24 protein-coding genes and 1 pseudogene are annotated in these 25277 nt (G+C 65.0%); 11 read left to right on the plus strand and 14 right to left on the minus strand.

Annotated features, from left to right (window positions below; translation table 11 throughout):
* Positions 1-101: 101 nt before the first annotated feature.
* Positions 102-896, minus strand: a complete 795-nt coding sequence (locus tag WKC72_RS20885) for an enoyl-CoA hydratase-related protein (RefSeq protein ID WP_370178848.1) — start codon at positions 894-896, stop codon at positions 102-104.
* Positions 897-1028: 132 nt separating this feature from the next.
* A complete protein-coding gene (locus WKC72_RS20890) occupies positions 1029-2054 on the minus strand; it encodes a LysR family transcriptional regulator (protein WP_245973233.1) in 1026 nt (341 codons plus the stop codon).
* Between the two features lie 246 nt (positions 2055-2300).
* Here WKC72_RS20890 and WKC72_RS20895 point away from each other — a divergent pair, with 246 nt between their 5' ends.
* The 6 genes from WKC72_RS20895 to WKC72_RS20920 are packed head-to-tail and all read left to right on the plus strand — an operon-like array spanning position 2301 to position 7774.
* A complete protein-coding gene (locus tag WKC72_RS20895; protein WP_370178851.1) occupies positions 2301-3647 on the plus strand; it encodes an MFS transporter in 1347 nt (448 codons plus the stop codon).
* A gap of 5 nt (positions 3648-3652) precedes the next feature.
* Positions 3653-4846 (plus strand): CaiB/BaiF CoA transferase family protein, encoded by a 1194-nt coding sequence (locus WKC72_RS20900; RefSeq protein ID WP_370178853.1) that lies wholly within the window; start codon positions 3653-3655, stop codon positions 4844-4846.
* 24 nt (positions 4847-4870) lie between these two features.
* Complete coding sequence (locus tag WKC72_RS20905) at positions 4871-6064, plus strand: acyl-CoA dehydrogenase family protein (RefSeq protein WP_112298387.1); 1194 nt, start codon at positions 4871-4873, stop codon at positions 6062-6064.
* 37 nt (positions 6065-6101) lie between these two features.
* Positions 6102-7103, plus strand: a complete 1002-nt coding sequence (locus WKC72_RS20910) for a LysR family transcriptional regulator (RefSeq protein ID WP_370178856.1) — start codon at positions 6102-6104, stop codon at positions 7101-7103.
* Complete coding sequence (locus tag WKC72_RS20915) at positions 7103-7456, plus strand: YidH family protein (RefSeq protein WP_370178858.1); 354 nt, start codon at positions 7103-7105, stop codon at positions 7454-7456. The genes WKC72_RS20910 and WKC72_RS20915 overlap by 1 nt, the downstream gene beginning before the upstream one ends.
* Complete coding sequence (locus WKC72_RS20920) at positions 7457-7774, plus strand: DUF202 domain-containing protein (protein WP_370178860.1); 318 nt, start codon at positions 7457-7459, stop codon at positions 7772-7774.
* Positions 7775-7955: 181 nt separating this feature from the next.
* Here the strand turns inward: WKC72_RS20920 and WKC72_RS20925 are convergent, their stop codons facing one another.
* The 6 genes from WKC72_RS20925 to WKC72_RS20950 form a co-directional block, all read right to left on the minus strand.
* On the minus strand, positions 7956-8273 hold the full coding sequence (locus tag WKC72_RS20925; protein ID WP_370178862.1) for a nitroreductase family protein: 318 nt from the start codon (positions 8271-8273) through the stop codon (positions 7956-7958).
* 123 nt (positions 8274-8396) lie between these two features.
* Positions 8397-8603: a hypothetical protein gene (locus WKC72_RS20930; protein WP_370178864.1), complete on the minus strand. Its 207-nt coding sequence runs from the start codon at positions 8601-8603 to the stop codon at positions 8397-8399.
* A 229-nt stretch (positions 8604-8832) separates the two neighbouring features.
* Complete coding sequence (locus WKC72_RS20935; protein ID WP_370178866.1) at positions 8833-10215, minus strand: MFS transporter; 1383 nt, start codon at positions 10213-10215, stop codon at positions 8833-8835.
* A gap of 458 nt (positions 10216-10673) precedes the next feature.
* Complete coding sequence (locus WKC72_RS20940) at positions 10674-11429, minus strand: enoyl-CoA hydratase-related protein (protein ID WP_370178869.1); 756 nt, start codon at positions 11427-11429, stop codon at positions 10674-10676.
* Positions 11429-12163 carry a nitroreductase gene (locus WKC72_RS20945; RefSeq protein ID WP_370178871.1) on the minus strand — a complete coding sequence of 245 codons (735 nt, stop codon included), beginning with the start codon at positions 12161-12163 and terminating at the stop codon, positions 11429-11431. The genes WKC72_RS20940 and WKC72_RS20945 overlap by 1 nt, the downstream gene beginning before the upstream one ends.
* A gap of 59 nt (positions 12164-12222) precedes the next feature.
* A complete protein-coding gene (locus tag WKC72_RS20950) occupies positions 12223-13191 on the minus strand; it encodes an NADPH:quinone oxidoreductase family protein (protein ID WP_370178873.1) in 969 nt (322 codons plus the stop codon).
* A gap of 272 nt (positions 13192-13463) precedes the next feature.
* Here WKC72_RS20950 and WKC72_RS20955 point away from each other — a divergent pair, with 272 nt between their 5' ends.
* Positions 13464-14078 carry a TetR family transcriptional regulator gene (locus WKC72_RS20955; RefSeq protein WP_370184430.1) on the plus strand — a complete coding sequence of 205 codons (615 nt, stop codon included), beginning with the start codon at positions 13464-13466 and terminating at the stop codon, positions 14076-14078.
* 551 nt (positions 14079-14629) lie between these two features.
* On the opposite strand, the gene WKC72_RS20960 is transcribed toward WKC72_RS20955, so the two are convergent.
* From WKC72_RS20960 to WKC72_RS20975, 4 genes and pseudogenes are all read right to left on the minus strand, one after another.
* Positions 14630-15331 carry an SDR family NAD(P)-dependent oxidoreductase gene (locus WKC72_RS20960; RefSeq protein ID WP_370178875.1) on the minus strand — a complete coding sequence of 234 codons (702 nt, stop codon included), beginning with the start codon at positions 15329-15331 and terminating at the stop codon, positions 14630-14632.
* 38 nt (positions 15332-15369) lie between these two features.
* Positions 15370-16479 (minus strand): hypothetical protein, encoded by a 1110-nt coding sequence (locus tag WKC72_RS20965; RefSeq protein WP_370178877.1) that lies wholly within the window; start codon positions 16477-16479, stop codon positions 15370-15372.
* Positions 16401-17255 (minus strand): annotated as a pseudogene (locus tag WKC72_RS20970) (APC family permease); the annotation flags it as partial. The gene WKC72_RS20965 and the pseudogene WKC72_RS20970, both read right to left, overlap by 79 nt.
* 289 nt (positions 17256-17544) lie before the next feature.
* Positions 17545-18510, minus strand: a complete 966-nt coding sequence (locus WKC72_RS20975) for a LysR family transcriptional regulator (RefSeq protein WP_370178879.1) — start codon at positions 18508-18510, stop codon at positions 17545-17547.
* 174 nt (positions 18511-18684) lie between these two features.
* Between WKC72_RS20975 and WKC72_RS20980 the strand changes: the two genes are divergently transcribed.
* The 3 genes from WKC72_RS20980 to WKC72_RS20990 are packed head-to-tail and all read left to right on the plus strand — an operon-like array spanning position 18685 to position 22472.
* Complete coding sequence (locus WKC72_RS20980) at positions 18685-20001, plus strand: flavin-containing monooxygenase (RefSeq protein ID WP_370178881.1); 1317 nt, start codon at positions 18685-18687, stop codon at positions 19999-20001.
* Between the two features lie 40 nt (positions 20002-20041).
* The gene (gdhA, locus tag WKC72_RS20985; RefSeq protein WP_370178883.1) at positions 20042-21418 is read left to right on the plus strand and encodes an NADP-specific glutamate dehydrogenase; all 1377 of its coding nucleotides are present in this window, start codon (positions 20042-20044) and stop codon (positions 21416-21418) included.
* 46 nt (positions 21419-21464) lie between these two features.
* On the plus strand, positions 21465-22472 hold the full coding sequence (locus WKC72_RS20990; protein ID WP_370178885.1) for an SDR family NAD(P)-dependent oxidoreductase: 1008 nt from the start codon (positions 21465-21467) through the stop codon (positions 22470-22472).
* Here WKC72_RS20990 and WKC72_RS20995 read toward each other — a convergent pair.
* Both WKC72_RS20995 and WKC72_RS21000 read right to left on the minus strand, forming a co-directional pair.
* On the minus strand, positions 22383-23402 hold the full coding sequence (locus tag WKC72_RS20995; RefSeq protein WP_370178887.1) for a threonine/serine dehydratase: 1020 nt from the start codon (positions 23400-23402) through the stop codon (positions 22383-22385). The two genes, WKC72_RS20990 and WKC72_RS20995, sit on opposite strands and share 90 nt — an antisense overlap.
* On the minus strand, positions 23399-23872 hold the full coding sequence (locus tag WKC72_RS21000; RefSeq protein ID WP_370178889.1) for a RidA family protein: 474 nt from the start codon (positions 23870-23872) through the stop codon (positions 23399-23401). Before WKC72_RS21000 ends, WKC72_RS20995 begins: the two co-directional genes overlap by 4 nt.
* Before the next feature lie 314 nt (positions 23873-24186).
* Here WKC72_RS21000 and WKC72_RS21005 point away from each other — a divergent pair, with 314 nt between their 5' ends.
* The gene (locus WKC72_RS21005) at positions 24187-25083 is read left to right on the plus strand and encodes a LysR substrate-binding domain-containing protein (RefSeq protein WP_370178891.1); all 897 of its coding nucleotides are present in this window, start codon (positions 24187-24189) and stop codon (positions 25081-25083) included.
* Positions 25084-25277 lie beyond the last annotated feature (194 nt).

Below are 25277 nucleotides of genomic sequence, written 5' to 3' on the forward strand. Positions count from 1 at the left end.
CCAAGCAGCCGGCGTGGAGGGCGTTGTAGCAACTGATCGTCGTCGACGAGAAGTATTGAACGTCAAGGGGTGAACTCCGTTCATGGCATGCGGGAGGTGCGTCACTGTCCCGTGAAGGCGGGTCGGCGCTTCTGCAGGAAGGCCGCTGCGGCCTCCTTGGCGTCGTCGGTGTGGAAACACCGGACCATGCGATCGACTTCGGTGACGAGGTAGTCGGCGAGCGGCGCTGTCTGCGCATTGATCAGGTTCTGCTTCATCGCCCGCACGGCAATCGGCGCGCAGCGCGTCAGCCGATCGGCGAGTGCGTGCGCTGCCTTGTCGAGCCCGTCGGCCGGCACGATCTCACTCACGAGACCGAGTTCCGCGGCCCGGTCCGCGCCGAACTTGTCCGGTGCCAGGAACAGCTCTCGCGCTCGCGCACCGCCGAGGGCGCGGGTGAGGAACCAGATCCCGGCGAGGTCGCCGGACAAGCCGGCAGTCAGGAATGCGGTGTTGAATACGGCACGGTCCGCTGCGATCCGGAAGTCTGCGGCCGCTGCCAGCGACAGACCGGCACCGGCGCAGGCGCCGTTGATGGCGGCGATGGTCGGTTGCGGCATCAGATACAGCTGCTGCGCCACCTGGCTTGCCAGCCGAAGCCGGGCGGTGTCGCTTTCGATCGAGTCACCGCGCAGAGATCGCTTCTGTGGGTCGGCTGCGAGGTCGGCGCCGACACAGAAAGCCGAACCGGCGCCGGTGAGCACGATGACACGGACCTCCGCCGCCCCTTCGAGGGATCGAAATGTGTCTCCCAGTTCCTCGAACATCTGATATGAAAGTGCGTTTCGCCGTGCAGGATTGGTGAGCGTCACGGTCGCGACACCGTCACTGATCGAACAATTGACATGAGCTGACATCGAACGCCTCCTGGAGTGCCGGTCATCGCGGGATCGTCCTCGAGATGACGTGCATCACATCTAACGTTCGCTAATCGGCAGCGTCAAAGATGCAGATCTGCCCATATCGACTGCAATTGCCTATCTGTTGGTTCAGGACGAAGAAGCTCTTCGGCTCTGCAGTGGCGACGCCTTGCGAAACTCGGCCAGGGTGCGACGCTCCATCGCCGCAACAGTGAGGGCGGCGGCCTCGATCCGCGAATGCCCTGCGTGCATACGGCGATCGATGGCCCTCGCCCACGAATCCACCAGTTCCGTGGACTCCTCCAGGAAGGCCGAGGCTGCTTCGGTGAGCCGGCCGCGCCGATGGACGATTCCGACGTCCCGGCGCAGGGGAGGGTCGAGTTCCTTCACGACGGCTCCCCGTTGCTGTGCCTCGACGGCGATCCGATGCGGCATGATCGCCGCTCCCGCTCCCGCCAGCACCATCGGGAGCACGGCTCCCCGCTGCGGTACCTCGACGACGATGTTGGCCTCGACTCCACTTCTGCGCAGCATCTCCTCTATGTAGTCGCGACTGGCGGTATGACGGTCACCGATGACGAGTGGGATGCCATTCAGCATCTCGAGCGGGGCGGGGTCGGGCAGGTCGTCCTCCGTTCCGGGTGGGCACACCAGTGCAAAATGCTGGCTGACCAGGGGATGACTCGCGAGCTCGTCCCGGGGCAGCGGAAGCATCGTCATGCCGAGCTCGCACGCACCGGTCTTGACGAGTTCCGCGACTCCCGCAACGTCATCGCGCTCTTCGACGCGCAGCCGAACGTCGGGATGGTTGACCCTGAAGCGGGCGACCCACACCGACAGAGGATCCGTCGACATGTCCGAGAGCGCGGCTATGTCGATCCGTCCGCGCTTGACCTCGCGGACCTCGCGGACCGCCGCGCGTGCGACATCCATTTCTCGCAACACTTGCCGTGCCGGCCCGACCAGCGCCTCACCGGCTGGAGCCAAAACCAGGCCCCGGCCGACGCGGTGAAACAGCTCGGTCTTCAGCTCCTGTTCGAGCTTGCGGACGGACTGGGACAACGACGGCTGGGCGACGTGCAAGGCCTCGGCCGCTCTGTTGATGCCGCCGTTGTCCACGACTGCAAGAAAATACTCCATCTGCCGCACGTCCATGCTGGAAACGTAACCCACAGGGCCCGTGGCGGCAGTGCCCCAGTCTGCCGGCGTTGTGCCCTCGGTCCCGGCCCGCCGGACGCACCTGACCAGAACCTATAGGCAAAACCGTATGGTCCGACCGCGAATTGCCAGTTGATGCCGCGCCGCGACTCGGCTGTGCTGTGGGTACCGCTTCAGGGTCTCCATTGCATATGCCATCGGGGCCATCCACTGCCTGAGCGCTCACACTTCCGGAGGATATTCATGGTGACGATCGAAACCAGTCCGGGCGACACCGGGCACCGGCCGCCGCGTCGTGCGAGCCGGCGTGCGTGGGGCATTGTCGTCCTGCTGTTCCTGTTCTTCACGCTGAACTTTGCCGACAAGGCCGCGATCGGACTGGCGAGCCACCAGATCCGTGACGACCTCGGAATCACCGCAGGTCAGTATGGGCTGCTCAGCAGTGCCTTCTTCTGGCTGTTCGCTATCGGTGCGGTCACCCTCACCGCGGTACTCCGCAAGATCTCGTACACCTGGGGTGCCGGACTGCTGATGGTGACCTGGATTGTCAGCATGCTGCCCCTGACCGTTCCGACGTCGTTCGGTGTGCTCCTCGTGTGCCGAATTGCGTTGGGCTTCTTCGAAGGTGCCGCGCATGCGCTATGTCAGTCGATCGTCGCCGACCGTTTTGCGCCCGACAGGAGGGCGACGGCCGGCGCCCTCGTCAACGCCGGCTCCTCGGTGGGCCCACTGGTGGCCGCCCCAGTCCTGACATGGGTGATCCTGACCTGGTCCTGGCACGCCGCGTTCGCTGTCCTCGTTGCCCTGGGTGTGCTGTGGGTGATCGGGTGGTTCTGGTACACGGAGAAGTTGCCGTTCAAGCGGACGGAGGCTGCGGTCGAGGGCGTCGCGAAGATCGAAGACCCCAACGGCAAGATCGTGGTTCCCTTCCGGCGCCTGCTGACGTTGCAGAGTTTCTGGGGTCTCGTCCTCCTCTCGTTCGCCGGCTATCTCATCTCCTCGCTCAAGGTGGCGTGGCTGCCTGCCTACATGAACGAAGGGCTCGGATACTCGGCGAGCACCGTCGGCACGCTGGTGACATTGCCGTACGTCGTCGCGGTTGCGGTCCTGCTCTCGGCGGGCCTGCTGTCCGGGCGGCTGCTCCGCAAGGGCTACAGCTCACGGGTCGCACGCGGCTACCTCACCGGCGCGTACCTGCTGGTCGGAGGCATCTCGATGGTGATCTTCACTCAGCTCGCGCCGGGACCGTTGCAGTTGGTGTTCGTGATTGCCGCGTTTGCGGTCAACAGCGTGGCGTTCTCCGTCGCCTTCGCGGGTGCGTCCGACTTCCTGCCGGCGCGGCAGCGGGTGGCGTTCTTCGGCTGCATCATCGCCGCCTACAGCGTCGCGGGCATCGTCGCCCCATACGCCCTCGGACTGATCGTCGAGCATGCGCCCAGCGCGGCACAGGGCTACTCGACCGGTTTCATGTTCGTCGGCATCGCGGTGTGCGTGCTCGGCGTCGTCGGTGGCGTGATGCTCAACCCGGAGCGGGCCAAGGCCAGGCTCGAGGATCTGACCGCCGAACACGCGGCGCGAGAGGCACGGTGAGCGCCGTGAGTGGACCTCTGACCGGCATCCGGGTACTCGACCTCGGCCAGTACATCGCCGGACCCAGCGCCTGCCAGACCCTCGCGGATCTCGGCGCGGACGTCCTGAAAGTCGAGAGCTTGCGCGGCGATCAGGCGCGGGTCATCGGCACGTTCGGCGAAGCGATGGTGCAGGCCTACAACAGGGACAAACGCAGCATCGCCCTCGATCTGAGCCGAGAAGAAGCCCGGGTGATTCTCCACCGGTTGCTGGCCGAAGCCGATGTGCTGGTTCAGAATTTCCGCAACGGCTCCGCCGAACGTCTGGGAATCGGAGCGGACGAGTTGAGCCGCCGTTACCCCCGACTCGTGCACGGGAGCGTGACCGGATTCGGGGTCAACGGGCCCTCGAGCGCCCGTCCGGGACTCGACATCGCAGCGCAGGCGGAGTTCGGGCTGATGCACGTCACCGGGGAAGCGGACGGGGAGCCGCAACGGCTGGGGCTGCCCGCCGCAGACGTCACCGCGGCCAATGCACTCGCCACCGGCATCCTCGCCGCGCTGTACCAACGAACGTCTACCGGTCGAGGCGCGCACGTTCAGACCTCGCTGATGGAGGCGGCACTCGCGATGCAGGCGGCGAACTGGGGGGAGTACACGATCACGGGGCAGGCGCCGCGGCGCAAGGGAAATGGTCAGGCGCACGCCGCACCGGCTGCGGATGTCGTCACCCTGACGGACGGAAAGATCGTGCTCTCGGCCTACACGGACGAAAAGTGGTCTGCGCTGTGTCATCTCATCGACCGCGCGGACATGATCGACGATCCGCGGTTCGTCGACAACCCGGCGCGCGTCGCGCACCGGCACGAACTCTTGACGACTCTCTCCGAGGCGTTCGGCACGATGACGCGCGATCAGGCCGTGGAGCGGTTGCTGTCCGCCCAGATCGTATGCGGCGCAATCCGATCCTTCGACGACCTGGCCGAGGACAAGGATGTCGTGGCTTCCGGGCTCCTCGTCGACGTCGCCGGCGCTGACGGCGCGTCGTTCACCAGTCCCGGGCTGGCTTTCACACTCGACGGCCGTCGCCGCACCGCATCGGTCGCTGCGCCGACCACCGGGCAGCACACGGCGGCCGTCCTGCACGAACTCGGCTACACGGACGAAGACGTGGCCGGACTGCTCGACAGCTGCGTCATTGGCATTTCCGCACTCAACTGACACCTACTTCGAAAGGTTCCGCACATGATCGACCCAGAGATCCTGGACTACGACTTTCCCACCTACCGGAAGGCAATTGCCGACTTCACCCGAAACGAACTCATCCCCGCCGAGAACGAGATGGTCGAGGCGGGTGAGGTTCCCGCCCGAATCCTGGAGCGGATGGCGGCACTCGGCCTGTTCGGCATCTCCATCCCCCGTGCGTACGGTGGCCTCGAATGGTCGATGGAGCAGCAGGTCCAGCTCACCTTCGAATTCACCCGTGCGTCGTGCGTCTACCGGTCACGCTTCTCGACCGTGATCGGATTGTGTTCGCAGGCGATCCTCGACCACGGCACCGAGGAACAGCGCCGGCGGATGCTTCCGGCCATGGCCGCAGGCGAGTTGGTCACGGCATTCGCTCTCACCGAGGAAGCAGCGGGCTCGGATGCAGCCCACCTGCGCACCACCGCCGTGCGTCGAGGCGACGTGTACGTGCTCGACGGAAGCAAGCGGTACATCACGAACGCCGCCTGGGCGGACGCGTTCGTCGTCTTCGCACGGACCGACGAATCCGACGAGGGCGCCGGCGGGGTCTCAGCCCTCATCGTGGACGCCTCCTCGCCCGGCGTGCGGACGGTCCTGCCCACGATCATGAACGGGCACGCCGAGGCGCCGGTCGGTGAGATCTACTTCGACAGTGTCGAGGTGCCCGCGGCGAATCTTCTCGGGGGTCTCGAGGGCTCGGGGCTGACAATGGCACTGCGCGGCATCAACCATGCCCGCTTGCACGTCGCCGCGACCTGTGTCGGCCAGGCCACTCGAATGTTGGAAGAGACGACGTCGCATGTCAACGGCCGCCGACAGTTCGGTGCTCCGCTGGCGGATCTCGGCGCGGTTCAGGCGACACTCGGAGCCGGCTTCGCCGAACTCGAGGCTGGGCGTGCACTGACAGTGGAGAGTGCGCGAGCGTTCGACGCGGGCGACATCCCACGCCACCGCATCGCCGCCGCCAAGCTGTACAGCTCCGAGATGGCGAGCCGGGTCGCCGACCGTTGCGTTCAGCTACTGGGCGGTGAGGGCATCGTCGGGGCGCACCCTGTGCCGCGGATGTGGCGTGATGTTCGTGCGCTGCGCATCTACGAGGGATCCTCCCCGGTCCATGAACGAAACCTGGCCAAGGCGATGATCCGACAGGTCGCGACGGACGGCGCGCTACCCAACTCGTATCGAGTGTGAGCGATGCCGCCCACTGTTCCGTTGAAGGGATGATGGAATGATGGATCTCCGACAGCTCGAGTACTTCCTTGCCATCGTCGAGCACGGGGGAGTCAACCGCGCGGCCCAGCACCTCCACGTCGCACAGGCGACCCTGTCACAGGGAATACGCCAGCTCGAACGCGAACTGAAGTTGACCTTGTTCCACCGGACCGGACGTAATCTCGTCCTCAATCCGGCGGGTCAACTGCTGGTCGAGCCCGCACGCAGAGTGCTCGGTGACGTAGTCGCTGCGGAAGACATCATGCGGGGAGCCCGTGAACTACAGGTCGGGTCCATCACGATCGGAACGATGCCGGAGATGTCCAGTGAGGCGGTCGCCGCGTGGAGTGCGTCGTTCACACGTCTGTACCCCGACATCCGAATCGACCTGTCGGAGTTTCCCGCCGCCCGAGAGCTGTGTGACGAGGTGCTGTCCGGGCATTGTGAGCTCGGATTCACCACGTTCCCGATTCCGACGGACAATCTCGAACGGGTGGAACTGGGGGTCCAGCGGTTGTTGCTGGTGAGGCCACCGGGCACCTCGTCGGAGACGGGCGGGCCCTTCGAGTTGGCTCGGCTTCATGACGTTCCGCTGGCGGTGAGCAATTCGGCCCGCCGGGAGAATGACATTGTCACGTCGATACTGCGACGGGAATCGGTGATCCCCGTGGTCAGAGCTCAGGTGCCGAACCGGCACGCGCAGATGACTCTCGTCCTCAATGGCGCCGCCAGTGCCTTTCTCCCGCTGCGGATGGCGACTGCCGCGCACCGACTCGGTGCCGTCGTGGTCGAAACGAGCCCTGAGATCCGTACCCCGTTCGGAATCGTGCATCGCCCCGGTTCCCTGAACCCGGCGGCACGCAGCTTTGTGGTTCAGTGTCACGCGGACCTGGCGCGGCGCAACGCGCGGATCGCCGAACTTCAAGGAGCAGGCGCGACCCTGCTCGACGCGGCCTTGACGGCGGACGACGAACTCGATTCGAGAAGACACAACACGTCGAAAGGGCCTGTCGACTGATGCCGAATTGGACACCGTTCCGCTCCGGGGAGGACCCCGATCCGCGCTTCACGCTCGCGAACGAACGCACGTATCTGGCCTGGGTGCGAACAGCCACGGCGCTCGTTGCATCCGGTCTCGGATTGGAGGCATTCGGTGGCGATCTGCTTGCTCCGGCGATCCGTGTGGCGATGGCTGCACTGCTCCTTGTTGCCGGTGGCGTGATTGCCATCGCCGCGTTCGTGCACTGGATCAGCGCTGAGCGAGCATTGCGTGCGGGCCGTACCCTGCCGGTGCCGGTGATGGCCCCGGTTGTCGGTGTGGTGCTCGTCATCTGCGCAACCGCGTTGGTCGTCGGAGTGGTGAACTCCTGAATGGGTGCGCCCGAGCCGACCGACACCGGGCTCCAACCCGAACGAACGTCGCTGGCCTTCGTGCGTACCAGTGTGTCGATACTCGGGTTGGTAGTGGCCTGTCTGCGTTGGCTTCCGCCCGGCAACGCCACAGCGCTGGTCGGCCCGGCGATCGTCGGCACTCTCGTTGCAGGAGTCACGGTTCACGAGCACCGCTCGCGCACCCTCCGAATGGCGCGATTTGCGGCAGAGTCCGCAACGCCGGCAATCGGCGCCGGCGCCCTCCTGGCTGTGAGCGTCGTACTGCTGAGTCTCAGCGGCCTGTGGATCCTGGTGTAGTGAAGCCGGACTCGGGCTCCCGGAGACGTCCGAGATGTCGTGTTACGCGTGAGAGAGTCTCTGCCGCAATGGTTTACTCGTCGACCCGTGTCACTACTTCGTTCAAGGGTGCCCGCTCTGTGCGGTAGTTGTTGGCCGGGTGGTCGGTGTCGGCGTAGCCGAACGAGATACCGGGCGCCGCTCACGGTACACGCCGGGGTACTCGGCTGGGGCGTCGAAGTCGAACTTGGGCTGGTTGGTTTCGCGCCCCGCTCGTCATCGCCTCGCGGAACCGTTCAGTGCCCTCTCCGCTGGTCACGATGACCTGCCACGGCTGCGTATTGCACCACGATGCCGACCGCTGCGCGATGGTGAGTAGTCGATCGATCGTCTCCTCGGGAACCGGACGGTCCTGGTAGGCGCGGCAACTCCACCGGGTTGCCAGAAGATGCTCCAGGACAGAGGCCTCGTCCGTCGGGGAGGTGGTGATATCGGCTGGCGCGGTCATCCTCGACACCATAATATTTAATATAGAAAAGATCTTCCGTGAGACGGGTCGGATTCTGCTTTTTGGTCATCGAGAGGGGACGGCGAACACCGTTCACATGGGGTCGGTGGATGTCGGATCGGTGCATCAGCAGGATCACTCGAAGGTTGGTGTGCCTGTTTCCTGCAGGGAACGCACGGGAGATGCTCGGGCGGTCGTCTGCAGCGCCGCCAGCAGATCGGACGGCGCGCACGCACCGACGGCGTCGTGACGGACAGCCGCGGCGAGCTCGGTGTCGTCGTCCGAAAGTATCGATTCGGCGATCCCGGTGGATTCGGGCGAGATCCGTTTCCGCGCAGCCACGACAAGGCGGGCAGGCGGACGCCGAGTTCTGTCACGTTCATTGGTCTGGGATTCAGGTCGAGGTCCGGGTACGCGCTAGGGGTGCGGGATCCACGGCCTGAGGGTTGGAAGTGCAAGGCTTGGTGCTTTGGGACGGCGAGGGCACGCTGCTGTCGGGCCTCTGCCGACAGCCCTGCCGGTGCCAGTTGCCCACACGAGGCAACCGGCCCGGGCTGAGCATCAAGGTGGGCTAGCTCCGAGAGATTGGGGCGTCGGAGCGGCGCCGCGCGTCGCGACGGACGAGCCCGAGAAGGCAGAGCAAAGCAAGTACCGCGAGGGCCACGATCATCAGCCCGACTCGCCAGATGTTGTCCGCTTCTCCGTTGACCAGAGCGACCATGACCATTGGCGACATACCGCCGAGGATGGCAGCGCTCTGGTATCCCAGTGAGGCGCCGGAGTAGCGGGTTTCCGGGGGAAACAGCTCGGCGAACAGGGCGGCCTGCGGCCCGGTCTGGATCGACATGATGGCGCAGGACACGACCAGCGCGATGCCGAGGCGACCGGATGTCTCGGGTGTGGCCGAGCCGATCAGGACCCACATCGGGAGAGCCCAGATTCCCATCCCGGCGATGCCGATGCCGTAGACGAGTTTGCGGCCGAAGCGATCCGACAGGTACGCGGCAGTGGGCACGATTGGGATCATCACTATCGCCGCCAGCAGGACCCAGGAAAGTACGTCCGATCGGGCCATGCCCAGGGTGGTGGTGGCGACCTGCACGCTTCCGGTCATCGTGATGTAGAACATCGCGATGCCGACGAGGTAGGTGCCGCCAGCCATGAGCAGAGTCCCGCCGTTGTGCCGGATGACTTCCAGGATCGGTGAGCGTCGCCTGGCGGGTGCGGTCGCCAGTTTGGCTTCTGCCTGCTGGAATTCCGGAGTCTCCTCGAGGTAGCGGTGGATTGCGAACCCGACGACGAGCATCAGCAGGCTGAGCCAGAACGGAACGCGCCATCCCCAGGACATGAACGCATCTGGTGAGAGCGCCCAGGTCATGGCCAGGAAAACTCCGTTGCCCAAGACCATCCCGATGGGGATACCGAGCTGGGCGAAGCTTCCGAAGAAGCCGCGGCGGTTCGGCGGGGCGTACTCGGTGACGATGAGCACAGCACCGCCCCACTGACCGCCGACGGCGAGGCCCTGCAGCAGGCGCAGGCACACCAGCATGGCCGGTGCCAGCCACACGACGGAGCTGTTGGGTACGAATCCGACCAGGGTGGTCGAAAGACCCATCAGCAGGATCGACAGGACCAGGATCGGCTTCCTGCCGTACTTGTCGCCGAAGTGGCCTGCGACGATTCCGCCGATCGGGCGTGCGATGAATCCTAATGCGACTGTGGCGAAGGAGTTCATCGCCGCGACGACCTCGCTGTCGGTTGCGAAGAAGGTCTTGTTGAACACCAGCGCCGCCGCGGTCGCATAAATATAGAAGTCGTACCATTCGAGCGACGTCGACAGCGTCGCGGCGAACGCCGCCTTTCTGACGGCCCGGCGGCCGCCGGCATCTGAGGACGCAGTGTTGATTTCGGGGGCGCGTTCGGGCGCTCCACCCGCTGTGATCTTGACGTTCATACTCTCTATCCCTCCGTAGCGAACAACCGCGTCGCAGTTGCCGTAGGCCAGTACCCCCGCGGGACTGCTCGGATCGGTGGCGTGAGCAGATCGCTACGAGGGGGGCGGATGACGAGGGGTGCTCGGCTGTGCGAATCGACGGTGCCCCTTCGATCTCCAAGGGGGGACGACGCCGCGTGACCCGCACCAAGTGGTGCTGCCGACCACACCGTGCAGCAAGAGTGACCTCAGTCATATCTCTCGTGACGTAGGTTATATCGCGGAATATTGGGTGTCAACGCCCAAAGTAGCTGTCCACAACCATATTTGAAATAGGACCGGTCAAGGCCGCGCCGGGGTGGAAAGGTGAAACTCGCCGTAGCGCCAGCTACCGTGAGCGGGCCCGATGGATCAAGTTGTAACTGCTGTCGACGTATTCTGCTGTACAGCAACAGCTGTCGGGTACGTATTGCGAGGGTCTATTTCCCTTGCCATTGGGGAGGACGCTTTTCGCCGAAGGCGAGTAGGCCTTCCTGAAAGTCGTGGGATGCGCGCACTTTGTCCTCGGCTTCTGACGTGACGGCCCAACCGCGATCGTCGTCGCCGCGCACGATGGTATCGACCGCGTGCAGGGTGGCCTGGACTGCCACTGGCGCGTTGGCGGCGATCTGCTGCGCGGTCGCGATTGCACTCTGTTCCGCGGTGCCGTCGTCGACGATCTCGTTGACGAATCCACAGCTGTAGGCTCTGTCGGTGTTGATGGGCCGACCGGTCAGAAGCATCTGTTTGGCGATGTTCAGCGGTAGTGGCAGGTGGGCGCGGAAGAGTGCTCCGGCGTTGGCGACCACGCCGTGGGTGACCTCGGGCAGGCCGAAGCGAGCCGACCGACCGGCGACGACGACGTCTGATGCGAGGGCCAGTTCCAGGCCGCCTCCGTAGGCGAATCCTTCGACTGCCGCGACGAGGGGCTTGGTTCGGGACCGGTCGACGACGCCGTATCGGCCGCCCCGTGTGGTGCGTTCTCCCGGTCCTTCGACGAGATCTGTTCCAGCGCAGAAGTGTTGAGGCCCACCGCTGAGCACCCCGCACCAGATGTCCGGGTTGTCGTCCAGCTCGTTGAGGGCAGCGTCGAGGGCGGCGGTTGTGGCGGCATTGATGGCGTTGCGTTTGGACGGGCGGTTCATGCGGATGAGCAGCACCCGCCCGTGCCGTTCCGTGACCACTTGTGCGGCCATCAGTTGTCGATCCACTCGACGATCTCGCCGATCGGTGCGCGGGTGGTCCGGTAGCTGTTCGAGGCGTGCTCGACGTCGGGGAATCCGAAGGAGATTCCGCACACGATCGTGCGGTCCTCGCCCAGGTCGAGTTCCCGCCTCAGGATATTGGGGTACATCGCCAGCGCGGCTTGCGCCACGGTGCCGACGCCGTGGGCGGCGGCCGCGGTGAGGAAATTGCTCACGTAGCCGCCGCAGTCCACGGCCCCATAGGTGCCCAGGGCCTCGTCGGTGTGGATGATCGCGATGTGCGGGGCGCCGAAGAACGTGAAGTTCTGCAGCGCCTGCTCCTGCTGGCGGGCGCGGTCTCCTCGCTCGATCCCCAGGGCGTTGTAGAGCTGAAAGCCGCTTTCGCGCCGGCGATCGCGGTGAACGCCGCGGTATTCGCGGGGGAAGGGGATGTCGGTGGTCTCGGTGGCACCGGTCGATGCTGCGCCGTACAGCGCGTCGCGGAGTCGTTCGGTGCCTGCGCCGCGGGTGATGGCCACCTGCCACGACTGGCTGTTGCACCACGATGCCGTCAGCTGGGCGGTCTCGAGAATCCGCCGGATGGTGAGCTCGGGTACCGGCTCGGGGGTGAAGGCACGGTAGCTTGCCCGGACCGCGAGAAGTTGTTCGAGCGTGCTCGCTGCGTCCACCGGAGTCTGTGCGGACTGCCGGTCTACTACGACGGATCTGGTATCGGCGCTGACCACGTTGGACCTTTCTGTTGGGCGTGTCGAGGACACGGGAAGTGGGGAATTCACTCGGGCGATCAGTGCAGGGTCAAGGAGACCTTGCCGGTCGCGGTCCGCTCGCTGAGCGAAAGCAGAGCGTCGGCTGCGTGCGCCGCCTCGTACAGTGTGGGCTCGGGGACCGTGAGTGCGCCGCAGTTCAGCAGCGGTAGCAGGTCGTCCCACTGCTTGACCAGGTAGCTGGGATCGGCGCGGATGTACTCGCCCCATCCGACGCCCACCACCGAGATGTTCTTGAGCAGAAGCCGATTCACCTTGACTGTGGGGATTTCACCGCCGGTGAAGCCGAGGACCAGAGCGCGGCCATTGGTAGCCAGGCTTCGGAGGCTGTCGGTGAACCGATCCCCGCCGACCGGATCGAGAACGATGTCGACGCCGCGGCCGCCGGTCAGCTCGAGAACACGGTCTTTGAATCCGTCGACCAGTACGGTGTGCGTGGCACCGTTCGCCTTGGCGACAGCGGCCTTGTCTTCGCTGCTGACCACTGCGATCGTCTCCAGTCCCAGGGCGGCCGCGAGGTGGAGCGCCGCGGTTCCGATCCCGCCGGCGGCACCGTGGACGAGAACGCTCTCGCCCTTCTTGCACCGGGCACGCTCGACCAGCGCCAGATGAACCGTCAGATGGTTCATGACGAAGCCCGACGCCGCGGTCAGCGACACATTGTTCGGCAGGGGAAACGCGTAGCCGACCGGTACGGCCACCGTCTGCTGCCACGCACCGGCCAATGCCAGTACTGCGACCCGCTGCCCCTCGGCGAGACCACTGTGTCTCGGCGCAGACCTGACGACTCCGGCACCCTCGACCCCGAGAACGCAGGGCAGGTCTTGGACGATCTGGTAGCTGCCCGTCGTCTGCAACAGATCGGGGAAGGACACCCCGGCCGCGTGCAGATCCACCACGACCAGGTCATCAGCGGGATCGAGGTCCGGGAGCTCGGCAACGCGAAGGCCGGACGGCCCGGTGGATTCGATCAGTTGTACTGCTTTCATCGCTTCTCCGGTTTGAACGTAGGGATGAGACAACGCGGAAGTTGAGGAACTTGATTCAGCACCCGCAAAGAGGGGCGCGACGGCAAACCCGCCGACTGCGACTCCAGTCTCCATGACCAGCGGTTTCGACTGGGGTGTCCCATGCGGTACCCCCCTTCTGTGCTGCGGAAACTCGTCATGGATCGGGAAGGCGCCGACTCGGACACTTGATGCCTGGTTGACACTGAGTGACACGGTAGCACTTAGTATCACGCTCTGGCTAGCATGTGTTCATGAGCAGCCCCAAGGCCCCGGAGCCACTTCAACAACGCATGAAGGATCGGATGCGGTCAGAGGTTGCCGAGATCGCGATCGGACTGTTCCTCGACAAGGGGTTCGACGAGACCACCGCCGACGAGATCTGCGAGGTCGCCGGAATTTCCCGCCGGACCTTCTTTCGCTACTTCAAGGGCAAAGAGGACGTGGTCGTCGCACGCCTGAGCAAGCTCGCCGAAGACGGTTGCCATCGCTTCGTCACCGTCCCCGCGAGTGAGGATCGTTGGACGGCGTTGCGAATGAGCATGACGCCCTTCGAGGATTGGGCACAGGCCAATCCGTCGCGTGCTGTGGCGCTCTTCCGGCTGATCGAAAATGCGCCGTCGCTGCGTGCGAGTTACCTGGACCGGGTCGACCGGTGGCGCGCCAGCCTGGCCGCGGTCGTGAGCACCAAATTCGATCTGGATTCCCGCACCGATCTGGAGGTCGCCGTCATCGCCGCGGCGAGCGTAGGTGCCTACATCGCAGCGACCAGGGCGTGGGCAGAGTCGGGCGGAAGCGACTCCCTGCCTGCCCTGTTCGATCGGGCCTTTAATGCCCTGCGGCCAGATGCGCCAGCTCTCTGGGGATGACTGGACACCCGTGCGGTACTGCAGTTCCTCGGTTCGAGGTTCCTTGAATTTGCCGTCGACCTGCGCATGCGTTCTGTTCGACCGGATTTGGCCCGGTTCTTCGGTGACGGAAAATGGTGTGTCACATACTTTCAGATCCGATTCGCCCGAACAATTGATCGGGAGCAGCCTCGGGAGCGCTGCACGCCTTTCCAATGCCAGGGCGGGTGAGCTGATCCACCACATATGGGGATGAATCACTTGTAGGCAAAACTTGCGGTAGGCGCAGCGCTATGCGCGCTGGTGGTCAGCGTCGGCGCGCCCAAGCGGCCTGTCGGTATCGGTTTCGCTGAACAGTAGGGGCCGGCCTGCCGTCCCTGGTGATCCGAGCGTCTCACGAAGTCTGTTGGCAGGCGGCACAGTGGTCCGTTTCTACGTATGCGACGTGAACATCATTGTGCCGGAATGTTCCATGATCACTTTACGTGTCCCGGTGAGGCGAGACCACGCCTGGCATCCTCGGAGCAGTGCGCAATCTCGAAGAAGATCACTGTCTCCAATGCGATCGCGTCTCAACGGATCACGTCACCACCGGAGAGCACGATCGTTTCTCCGGTCATGAATGACGCGGTGCGGCTGCCCAGGGTCAGGACCCATCGGGCGATCTCCTCGGGCAGGGCTACACGTTGGAGGGGAATGGATTTCGCTGCTTCGGTCATGCGTCCGGTTGCCTGGTTACCTGGCGTGTCGACCCATCCGGGCGCGACGGCGTTGACGCGAATGCCTTCGGGTGCGAGCTCGAGTGCGAGCGTCTTGGTGACCATGACGATCGCGGCCTTGGATGCACCGTAGAGGAGTTGTCCTGGCGAGACGGTGAAGGCGTCGACCGACGCGAAATTGACCAGTGCGCTGCCGTCGTGCATCCGCTTTCGTGCCTCTGCGGCCACGTTGAGGGAGCCGAGTACGTTCACATCGAAGATGAAGCGGTAGAGCTCCTCGGTGAAGGTGTCGAGAGTGCTGGGCGGATAGATGCCGGCGACATTCGCGACGAGGTCGACGGCTGTGCCGGCAGGAATTCCTTCTGCGAGTGCGTCCGCGACGGCAGTTCGGTCGGTGATGTCGACGGGCAGTGCATGCAGCCACCCGGTCCCGGCGCATAGGTCGCTGTCCTTCAGATCGAGTGCGAGTACGTTCCAGCCCTCGTCGATCAGAAGCTGCGCGGTGGCCTGTCCCATTCCGCTCGCGGTGCCGGTGACGATTGCAGTCTGTGCCATGGGTGTTGTCGCCTCTCTGTCGTGTCGCCTGGGGTTGGTCAGTGGGTTGACAGGGTTCCGCTGTCTGCGGCGTCGGGGCTCGGCCGTTGTTCGAGTTCTTCGATGGCGGGCGTCCGGAAGCCGGTGGCGGTGCCCCAGTAGAACGCGATGATTCCGACGACGACGGCGGAGAGTGAGTCGGCGGGAAATGTCAGCCAGGGAGCGGACAGCGGACCGTACTCGCCGATGGCGGAGGCGGTGAGCAGGCCGAGGAGTAGGAAGACCAGCCAGTGCCCACCGATGAGGTGGCGTCGGCCTTCCTCGTTGCTGATCAGGTGCATCGCGACGAGGAACCCCACGCACAGCGCGGCCATGAGGAATATGCGAACCAGCAGTGCGGATCCCGATGGGGCGGGAACACGGGCCGGGGCGAGGAGGTATCTGCTCGGTGCCGTGACCGCAGCCCAACCGAGGAGGAAGACTGCGGCCACGAGCGTCGATTCGTTCCGGCCGGACCAACCCTTGCGCGCGGAGTAACACACCGAGTAGATCACCATGCCACCGAGCAGGATCGTATCGAGGTTGAACAGGGTGATGAAGCCGCACCAGTAGATGATCACGGTGGCAGCGACGAAGCCCGCCGGAGCGAAGACCTGGGCTGCGGGAAGCCGGAAGGGACGGGACAGGGTCGGTGCGGTGCGGCGGAAGACGACCAGGGCCACCGAGGCGGCGAGGGTGCTGAGGATCAGTGCGGAGCTGATGAAGCCGACCAGCCGGTACCAACTCGGTGCGGGTAGGAAGAACAGGCAGCCCACCCCGAAGGACACCACCGCAGAGAAGGCGGGGACGCCGTGCCGGTTCACCTTGGCCATGACGGCGGGGAAGAAGCCGTTGACGGCCAGTCCGTAGCCGACCCGGGCACCGTTGCCGAGATAGATGTATCCGGCCGCGCCGGGGGAGAGGATGGCGTCGAGGAGCAGGACGGAGACGAATGCGCCGAGCAGGGCGTATCCGGAGGAGTGCAGGGCCGCGGCGAGGGGCCGTCGGCCCAGGAGCTGCCAGCCAGGGCCGTCCAGTCGCCCGCGGTGACCCCGGCGTCGGCCCAATCGATCGCGCCGAGGAACGCGACCTGCAGGCCCAGGTAGATTGCCAGCGGGATCACCACACACCCGACCGTGCCGAGCGGGATGTTGCGTCCGGGGCGGCGGACTTCACCACCGAAGTCGATGACGCCACGAAAGCCCATGAGCGCGAACGCGATACCGGAGACTGCGACAGCTTCGAACATCGAACCGGCGCCGCCGCCGGAGGAGTTGTCGCCGAAGAAGCCGTGCGAGGTGAAGTTTCTGCTGTCGAAGGCGAGGAACAGCAGCAGGAACGTTGCGGTGGGGATGATGATTTTCCACCAGGTGACCCACCGGTTGCATTCGCTGAGCAGTTTGACCCCGAACAGGTTGATGGCCAGGAACAGGACCATGAGGACGATGGCGGCGACGATTCCGCGGGGCCAGGAGAGCATGGAGACCCCGTCGCGCACGGTGAGTAGTCCGAGTTCGGGGAACACCCCACCGAGGTAGGTCAGCGCGGCGACGGCTTCGATGGCGGGGAGGGAGACATTGGCCAGCCAGTACGACAGGCCCATGATCCATCCCGCGAGTCCGCCGTTGGACAGGTAAGGGTAGCGGGCGATGGCACCGCTGACCGGGATCGCGGATCCGACCTCCATCCAGGCCAGTGCGATGACCATGGTGAGGGCGCCGCCGATCAGCCAGGACGCGATGGCCGACGGGCCTGCGATTCCGGCGGCGGCCAGGACGGCGAACAGCCATCCGGAGCCGATCTGGCCGCCGACTCCGATGAACATGGCCGCCTGCAGCGACATTTTGCGTTGAAAATGGCCGTCCGCGGGGGCGGCCGCGGTACATCTCTGACCGGTCATCGCCATGGTGCTCCTCCATCGACTCCCGTGCCCTCGGGACGGGGTGGTTGTGGTAGCTGATCCCGGTCCGGCCGCGAAAGCCAGGATGCTCGGGAATCGGTGTTCGGGATGTCGATGACTCTTGTGCCACAACTTGTCATCGGTGAAGCCGTGATTTCCGATGGCAGTTCAAGGAATTACCTTGAGTAGGATGCGGGATCTGTCCGGGAGGTTGCATAAGCCCAGTTCGGGCCCTCGCATCGGATTCAGCGCGAGCTCGGGGTGAGACCACGGCGCCGCGCACGGCTGCGAGCTGTTACGTGGCGGTAACGGCCGACGGGCTCGATGTGTCGGTGGGAGGCTGGGCCTGGGGCAGCTGCGCGAGAAGCTGCCGGGCGAGACGGATGAGGATCGTCGAGGCGGGCGAGAGACTGGCATAGCGGCGGGTGATGAAGGCGAAGGTTTCGAACAGCGGGGGCGTCAGCGAGGCCCAGTGCAAGGTCTTCGTCGCCCCGAGCGAATTGGCCAGCGGGAGCGAGATGATGGTGTCGCCGACACCCCGAGCCGCGAGTTCGAGGGCCACCGAGGGTGATTCGACCTCGACCACCGGGTGGAGTGTGACCCCGGCATTCTGTGCCAGCGACAGCAATTGACGGCGTGTCGGGTCCATGTCGCCCCACCGGGTCTCGGGGAGGATCAGGGATGCCTCGGCAACCTCCTGGATCGACAGCGGGCGACGGGCGCGGTCCGGGTCACGGGTGAGGTACACCGCTTCCGCGGCCCACTCGACAGGCCCGACATCAAGGCCGCGGTCGTCGACCGGTAGCGCGACGAGGCCGGCTTCGAGTTGGCCGTCGCGGACCGCGTCGGCCACCTGGACGGAGTTGAGCCCGACGATCCGGACATTGACCTGCGGGTACAGCGCGCGGAAGTTCGCGACCAGATCGGTGTGGATGAGGTGGTGGGCGCTGCTGAACGTGCCGATCGAGACAGTGCCGCCGGTGAGATTGCGAACGGGGTTCACCGCGGTGGCGGCCTCTTCTGCAGCAGCCACGGTGCGCTGGGCGTGGGGGATGAGCATGCGGGCTGCATCGGTGAGGATCAGCTTCCGGTTGGTGCGGACGAACAAGGTCACGCCCAGCTGGTGCTCGAGCCGGCGTATCTGCTCGGACAGACTCGGCTGAGCGACGAAGTGCGCCTCTGCTGCTGCAGACAGGGACCCGTGCTCGACGGCGGCGAGAAAATAGGTCAGCTGCTGCAAGGTGATGGGTGTGGGGGCCATGGGAATCCTTCATGTCGAAAGGGGCGGAGCCGCACGTCGGTCTTGCTCAAGGCTACGCCTTGAGCAGCTGGCGCGATAACACTATTTACGAGAGCTGCAGATCTTTCCAGACTTACGTATCAGGTGAGGGCGCCGACGAAGGCGGGCCTACGAGGAACGAAAGGAAGTCGAACAATGACCCGATACTGCGTCATCGGAGCCGGCGCGGCCGGTGTGTCCGCCCTCCAGCAGCTGCGTCAGGCAGGCCATGAGGTCGAGTGCTTCGAGAAGACAGACCGGGTTGGCGGGCACTGGCATACCGACTACGAGGCGCTGCACCTGATCACGTCTCGGGACATGACGATGTTCGAGGACTTCCCGATGCCCGGGCACTACCCGCACTTTCCGCGGCGCGACCAGGTTCGCGAGTACATCGAATCGTATGCGCGCCACCACGGCCACTACGACCTGATCAACTTCGACACCGAGGTGCTGTCGGTGACCCCCCTCGACGTGGGATCCGGCCCGGTCGGCTCGGCCGGGTGGCGGGTCACCACCTCCCGCGGGGACGAAGGCATCTTCGACGGTGTGCTGGTGGCCAACGGGCACCTGTGGAGCCCGAAGATTCCGCAGGTGCCGGGCGAATTCGCCGGCAAGCAAATGCATTCGAGCGAATACAACAACGTCGGCGACCTCGACGGCGACCGGATTCTGGTCGTCGGGGCCGGGAACTCCGGCTGCGACATCGCGGTCGACGTCGCCCAGCACCGCCGCGAAGCCGACATCGTGATGCGCAAGGGCATCTACTTTCAGCCCAAGACGTACTTCGGTGTGCCCCGCCAGGAAGTACCGTTCCTCGGACAGTTCTCCCCGGACGAGCAGGACCTGCTCAGCCGGCTGCTCGCCCGTGTCTCCATCGGGGAGAACAAGAACTACCCCGGCATGCCCGAACCGGAGGTCCGCACCCTGGCCGACGGCGCCACGACCGCAAACGACCTGCTGTTGTACTGGGTCCACCACGGGCGAGTCGGGATCCGCCCGGGCATCACTCGTTTCGAGGGCAACACCGTGCACTTCGCCGACGGCAGCACCCGGGACTACGACTCGATCATCTGGGCGACTGGGTTCAACGTGAACCTGCCCTTCCTCGACACCGATCAGATCACGTGGCGCTCGGGTGTTCCCGTGCGGTACGCCGGCGGCATCCTCCCCGAGGGCGCGGAGAAACTGTACTTCGTGGGCCTGATCGCACCCCGCGGGCCGCAGATCCCCGTCTACGGGGTGCAAACCAAGGTGGTCGGCCGGATGATCGCGCTGCACACCGAGGCGGGCCCGCAGGGTCTGGCTCTGACCAACTACTTCTCGACAATGCAAGAACCGGAACTACGCGTCGACATCGTCCGCGCGATCTGGAACGACCAGATGGCCGACACCGAGCGGCTGCTGACCGCCTTGCAGGCCTCATCCGAACTCGAGCGCGGGAAGCCGCTGTCTGCCGTCTCCATGTCCTGACCCCCGGTATCCGTCCCGAACCGTAGAGAAGGTAGCAACGATGACCGTGTTGGCCACCGATATCCGGCCTCGTCCCCTATCCGACCACGTCACCACCGTCCTCCGCTCCGTACGCCATCGCAGCCCAGGGGAAGAGGTATTCCACCAGGCCGTCGAGGAAGTCCTGTCCACTCTCGGTCCGGTCCTCGAGCGGCACCCCGAGTACGTCGAGGCCAGGATCCTCGAACGGCTCTGCGAACCCGAACGGCAACTGATGTTCCGCGTGCCCTGGGTCGACGACACCGGGCAAATTCACGTCAACCGCGGATACCGCGTCGAATTCAACAGCGCCCTCGGACCTTTCAAGGGCGGACTCCGCTTCCACCCGACGGTCGACCTCGGCACCATCCGCTTCCTCGGCTTCGAGCAAATCTTCAAGAATGCCCTGACCGGGCAGGGTATCGGCGCAGGCAAGGGCGGCAGCGACTTCGACCCGCCCGGGCGCAGCGAGGCCGAGATCATGAGGTTCTGCCAATCGTTCGTCACCGAGCTCTACCGCCACCTGGGCGAGCACACCGACATCCCGGCTGGCGACATCCGTGTCGGCGTCCGGGAGCTCGGCTACATGTTCGGACAGTACAAACGCATCGTGAACCGCTTCGAAGCCGGCGTGCTCACCGGCAAGGGGATCGGATGGGCCGGATCGCATGCCCGAACCGAAGCCACCGGCTACGGCGCCGTGTTCTTCCTCCGCGAAATGCTCGCCACCCGCGGCAAGAACCTCGACGGGCTTCGCGCCGTGGTGTCGGGTTCGGGCAACGTCGCGATCTACGCGATCGAGAAGGCACACGAGCTCGGCACCACCGTGATCGCCTGCTCCGACTCGGGCGGATACGTCGTCGACGAGAACGGCATCGACGTCGCCCTCCTCAAGGACGTCAAAGAGGTGCGCCGCGCCCGGCTGTTCGAGTACGCCGCCGCCCGGCCGTCGGCCACGTATGTCACCGAAGGATCGGTCTTCGACGTGGCCTGCGATGTCGTATTGCCCTGCGCGACGCAGAACGAACTCGGACACGAGCACGCCGCCACCCTGATTCGACACGGCGTGCTCGCCGTCTCCGAGGGCGCGAACATGCCGTGTACCGCCCGCGCCGTCGCCCTGTTTCGCGAGGCCGGGGTGCTCTTCGGACCCGGCAAGGCCGCCAATGCCGGCGGTGTCGCCACCTCTGCCCTGGAGATGCAGCAGAACGCGGCTCGAACCTCGTGGAGCCGTGCGGAGACCGCGTCCCGCCTCGAGGAGATCATGCGGGAGATCCACGCACACACCCGGCGCAACGCGGCCACCTACGCCGAGGACCCGGACGACTACGTCGCCGGCGCCGCCATCGGCGGATTCGTCCGGGTCGCCGACGCCATGCTCGCCCAAGGCGTCGTCTGACCGTCCCACACTCGCAATCCACCCACACTCATCGGAAGGCTTGACCATGACCGACACCACTAGCACCCGCGAGACTGCTCCCAGCCGGCTCACCGACCGAATTGCGCTGATCACCGGTGGTTCCCGAGGGCAGGGCGCCGCACACGCATTCCGCCTGGCCAGTGAAGGAGCCACCGTCTACATCGGCGACGTACTCGACACCGATGGTGCCCGCACGGCAGAAGATCTGCGGTCCAAGGGTCTCGACGTCACCTACGTGCACCTCGACGTCACCGATCCCGCCGATTGGGAGACAACTCGCGCCATGCTTGAACAGAAATTCGGGCGCCTGGACATCCTGGTCAACAACGCGGGCATCGTGCATGTCACCGACATCGTCGACGAGATCCTCGAGGCCTGGAACCGACTTTTGTCGGTCAATCTCACCGGCGCATTCCTCGGCTTGAAGACGATGATTCCCCTGCTGAAGTCCGGCACCCGCAGCGCCGTGGTGAACACCTCGTCGATCTTCGGGCCCTCCGGTGCGGTCGGCTACGCCGCATACGCCGCCAGCAAGGCCGGCCTGCTCGGCCTGACCCGCACCGCCGCCCTCGAACTCGCCCCGGACGGCATCCGGGTCAACGCCCTCGTCCCGGGTGGGGTGAGTACCCCGCTCAACGCCAACGAGCCCGGCACCGGAGTCGTGCCGGAAACGCCGATGCTCCGCCGCGCGGACCCCGCCGAACTCGCGGCCGCCGTCGCCTACCTCGTCAGCGACGACGCCAGCTTCGTCACCGGTCCGAGTTGGTCGTCGACGGCGGGTTCCGGGCGCGCTGATCGAGACTCCGAAACCACTGGTGGAGGGCAGGCAACGAAAGAACCCTCCACCGGTGTCTGTACGGCTACCCCGGCGAGCACGGACCCGTGTCGGGGCGGCGCCGAATCGAAAGAGAGACGGAAGGAGGCGTGTCGATACCCGTCGGCCTCAGTTGTCGGTAATCGCGCGGGCGAAAACCTCCGGGTCGACATTACCGCCGGATCCGACGAGTGCGACGTGCCGATCGCGAACGTCTAGCGAACCGGCGAGAACGGCGCCGAGTGACGCGGCTCCGCCCGGCTCCAGCACGAGTTTCAGGCAACGGAAGGCTTCGCGCACACCATGGAGCCCGTCGTCATCGCTGACAGTTGCCGTGTCGACGCCCAGATATCTCAACGTCGACGAGGTCAGTCGACCCGCGGTCGGTCCACCTATCCCATCGAGAACACTGGTGTAGGGCTTCTCCAGTGTAAGCGGTTCACCGCCACGGAGCGTTTGCGCCATCTTATCGAAGCCTGTCGGCTCGACGATGACCGCGTGGATTTGCGGGAACGCTGCGCGCATTGCTGTGATCACACCGGAGGCGAGCCCGCCACCGCTGCAATTGACCACGACAATATCCGGCTCGATTCCCTTCTCTTGCAACTGCTGCGCGAGTTCCCAGCCCACAGTGCCCTGGCCTGCCATGATATCGATATCGTCGAATGGGGAAACCATTGTCATGCCGCGCGCGTCGGCCAACTCTTGCGCCACCGCGACTCGATTTTCGGTCGCAGGATCGTAGGTGACAACTTCCGCGCCCCACCAGCGGCAGTTGGCTACCTTGATCTTTGGGGCCGTGGAGGGCATCACCACAACAACCGGGCAGCCCACGATCTTGGCTGCAGCCGCTACCCCTTGGCCGTGATTTCCGGCGGAAAACGCCACCACTCCACGAGAACGTGCGTTCGGGTCGAGCGTCAGAAGTTTATTTGTCGCTCCACGCACTTTGAACGACCCCGTGAGCTGAAGGGCTTCCGCCTTCAGATGCACACCCGCGGCGGCGACCGCCTGGTCCAACTGCGGGGAGGACAGGACCGGTGTGCGGTGAACATACCGTGCAATCCTCACCGCGGCGCGTTCGATGTCGTTCAGGGAGAGAATCGTCGGCGGCTCATGTGAGTCGGAATGCACCGACGTCGATGTCATTGGAACTGACCATCGACGGCGAATACCGTTTCGATCTCGACGGGGGCGCTCCGCGGAAGCGCCGATGCTCCGATCGCGGCACGGGCATGTCCGCCCCGGTCTCCGAGTGCGGTCTCGAGCACTTCGGACGCGCCATCCAATACGGCGGGCTGCGCAGAGAAATCCGAGACGCAGCGGATGAAACCTGTCATCTTGACCGCACGGACCGCATCGAGGTTTCCGTCGGTGGCCACCTCGAGGACGGCGAGGGTATTGAGAGCGCACAACGCAGCGGCACGGCGTGCTTCGTCCATGTCCACGTCGACGCCCACCGTTCCGCGGTGGATCAGCACACCGTCCCGCATACAGGTCTGGCCCGCGATGAACAACTGGTCGCCCACCCGCACGAAAGGACGGTAGCGGCCGTTCGGAGTGGGCGGGTTGGACAGCGCATAGCCGGCTTCCTCGAGCCGCAACTTCCAATCGGTCATGGGTTCCTTCTTTCCGTGCGGTTTGCAGAAGTGAAGCGCGAGGGTGGATATCTTCACGCGCGGCAGGGTCCACGAGCAGCGATGGCACCGGAGGCGCGTCACCAGACGCTCGCCCAACCGGGCGGTAGCCGCGAAGACCTGCCGCCTGCAGAACAGTCATCTGACCGCACTCCTCGGCCGAGATGTGGTGTGACATTCGGTCCGTCGAGGCTCAGTCAATCATCGCGGAGGGTCGAACTGAAGGTCTGATCTGATCCGACTGTGAGATGCTCGGCGTCTTACTGCACGATTGTTGTCATCATCGGGAGGTTCGCGTGCTCGAAGTACGTCAAGCCCGGTACTTCATCGCCGTGGCGGAAGAGTTGCATTTCGGCCGGGCAGCGGAGCGGCTGCATATGTCGCAGTCTCCGCTCAGTCAGGCGATCAAGTCCCTCGAAGCGCAGTTGGGGGTTGTTCTCCTGGTGCGCACTCGCAGGTCGGTGGCCTTGACCGATACTGGGCGTATCGTCCTCGAACGCTGCTACGACCTGGTGACCGCAGCGCGCCGAGCCGAGGAAACGGCCGAGTTCGCTGCCTCCGGCAGAGTAGGGCGGTTGCGGATCGCGGCCGGGTCTCTGGCCTTGGCCGACCTCCTTCCGGCGATCGTCGCGCGGTATCGCCGCGAGCTTCCCGAGGTGGAGTTGAAGGTGAAGGAACTCGACAGTGCCTACGCTGCTGCGGCTGTCTTCATGCGGGAGTGTGATGCGGCCTTCGTGCGGGGAGTTCACACCGATCCTCGTTTGCGCATCCGGAAACTCACCTCGGACGAATTCGTTGCGGTCATTCCAGCAGGTACCGAGCGCGATTACGTTGACCGAGACGATCACATCCCGCTCAGCGCCCTGCGGGACTCTCCATGGGCCTGGATCTCGAGATCCTCGTCGCCGTTTCTCCACGATGATGTCATCGCCGCGTGTCATTCGGCCGGCTTCACCCCAGACCTCGTACACGAAGCACGAACGATTCCCTCGCAACTGGATATCGTTCGATGCGGCCTCGGAGTGTGCCTGGCCCCCAAGGCCGCCGTGCGGCACGAACGAGGCTTGACCTATCGGCCCCTCGCTGTCTCGGTTCCGACATCCGGCCTGTCCATCGTGGTACGACTCGAAGACGACGGTCCTCTCATCAGCCGCCTGGTCGAGGTGGCCGGCGAGTGCGTTGGCGATATCTGACAGCGGTTTCGCTGGGTCGATCCGGGAGTCATCACCCGCGGCGACCGGAGCCCTTGCCCGCAATCGCCCTACCCGTTCGGGATGCCTGTTCCTCGCGTCCCGGTAGTGCAACTTTTCCGGTGGAGCAAAAGAATTCGCGACTGGGCGAAACAGTGCGTGCGGGCATGACGTGCAGTCAGACGTTGACCGTCTCA

This window comes from Rhodococcus wratislaviensis, assembly GCF_041228765.1.
In the GTDB taxonomy this organism is placed as follows: Bacteria; Actinomycetota; Actinomycetes; order Mycobacteriales; family Mycobacteriaceae; genus Rhodococcus_F; species Rhodococcus_F wratislaviensis.

What these genes read in the sequence shown, in the direction of transcription:
- WKC72_RS20885 (WP_370178848.1), bottom strand. Translation starts at nt 896, where the DNA reads ATGTCAGCTCATGTCAATTGTTCGATCAGTGACGGTGTCGCGACCGTG.
- WKC72_RS20890 (WP_245973233.1), bottom strand. Translation starts at nt 2,054, where the DNA reads ATGGACGTGCGGCAGATGGAGTATTTTCTTGCAGTCGTGGACAACGGC.
- WKC72_RS20895 (WP_370178851.1), top strand. Translation starts at nt 2,301, where the DNA reads ATGGTGACGATCGAAACCAGTCCGGGCGACACCGGGCACCGGCCGCCG.
- WKC72_RS20905 (WP_112298387.1), top strand. Translation starts at nt 4,871, where the DNA reads ATGATCGACCCAGAGATCCTGGACTACGACTTTCCCACCTACCGGAAG.
- WKC72_RS20910 (WP_370178856.1), top strand. Translation starts at nt 6,102, where the DNA reads ATGATGGATCTCCGACAGCTCGAGTACTTCCTTGCCATCGTCGAGCAC.
- WKC72_RS20915 (WP_370178858.1), top strand. Translation starts at nt 7,103, where the DNA reads ATGCCGAATTGGACACCGTTCCGCTCCGGGGAGGACCCCGATCCGCGC.
- WKC72_RS20920 (WP_370178860.1), top strand. Translation starts at nt 7,457, where the DNA reads ATGGGTGCGCCCGAGCCGACCGACACCGGGCTCCAACCCGAACGAACG.
- WKC72_RS20925 (WP_370178862.1), bottom strand. Translation starts at nt 8,273, where the DNA reads ATGGTGTCGAGGATGACCGCGCCAGCCGATATCACCACCTCCCCGACG.
- WKC72_RS20935 (WP_370178866.1), bottom strand. Translation starts at nt 10,215, where the DNA reads ATGAACGTCAAGATCACAGCGGGTGGAGCGCCCGAACGCGCCCCCGAA.
- WKC72_RS20940 (WP_370178869.1), bottom strand. Translation starts at nt 11,429, where the DNA reads ATGGCCGCACAAGTGGTCACGGAACGGCACGGGCGGGTGCTGCTCATC.
- WKC72_RS20950 (WP_370178873.1), bottom strand. Translation starts at nt 13,191, where the DNA reads ATGAAAGCAGTACAACTGATCGAATCCACCGGGCCGTCCGGCCTTCGC.
- WKC72_RS20955 (WP_370184430.1), top strand. Translation starts at nt 13,464, where the DNA reads ATGAGCAGCCCCAAGGCCCCGGAGCCACTTCAACAACGCATGAAGGAT.
- WKC72_RS20960 (WP_370178875.1), bottom strand. Translation starts at nt 15,331, where the DNA reads ATGGCACAGACTGCAATCGTCACCGGCACCGCGAGCGGAATGGGACAG.
- WKC72_RS20975 (WP_370178879.1), bottom strand. Translation starts at nt 18,510, where the DNA reads ATGGCCCCCACACCCATCACCTTGCAGCAGCTGACCTATTTTCTCGCC.
- WKC72_RS20980 (WP_370178881.1), top strand. Translation starts at nt 18,685, where the DNA reads ATGACCCGATACTGCGTCATCGGAGCCGGCGCGGCCGGTGTGTCCGCC.
- gdhA (WP_370178883.1), top strand. Translation starts at nt 20,042, where the DNA reads ATGACCGTGTTGGCCACCGATATCCGGCCTCGTCCCCTATCCGACCAC.
- WKC72_RS20990 (WP_370178885.1), top strand. Translation starts at nt 21,465, where the DNA reads ATGACCGACACCACTAGCACCCGCGAGACTGCTCCCAGCCGGCTCACC.
- WKC72_RS20995 (WP_370178887.1), bottom strand. Translation starts at nt 23,402, where the DNA reads ATGACATCGACGTCGGTGCATTCCGACTCACATGAGCCGCCGACGATT.
- WKC72_RS21000 (WP_370178889.1), bottom strand. Translation starts at nt 23,872, where the DNA reads ATGACCGATTGGAAGTTGCGGCTCGAGGAAGCCGGCTATGCGCTGTCC.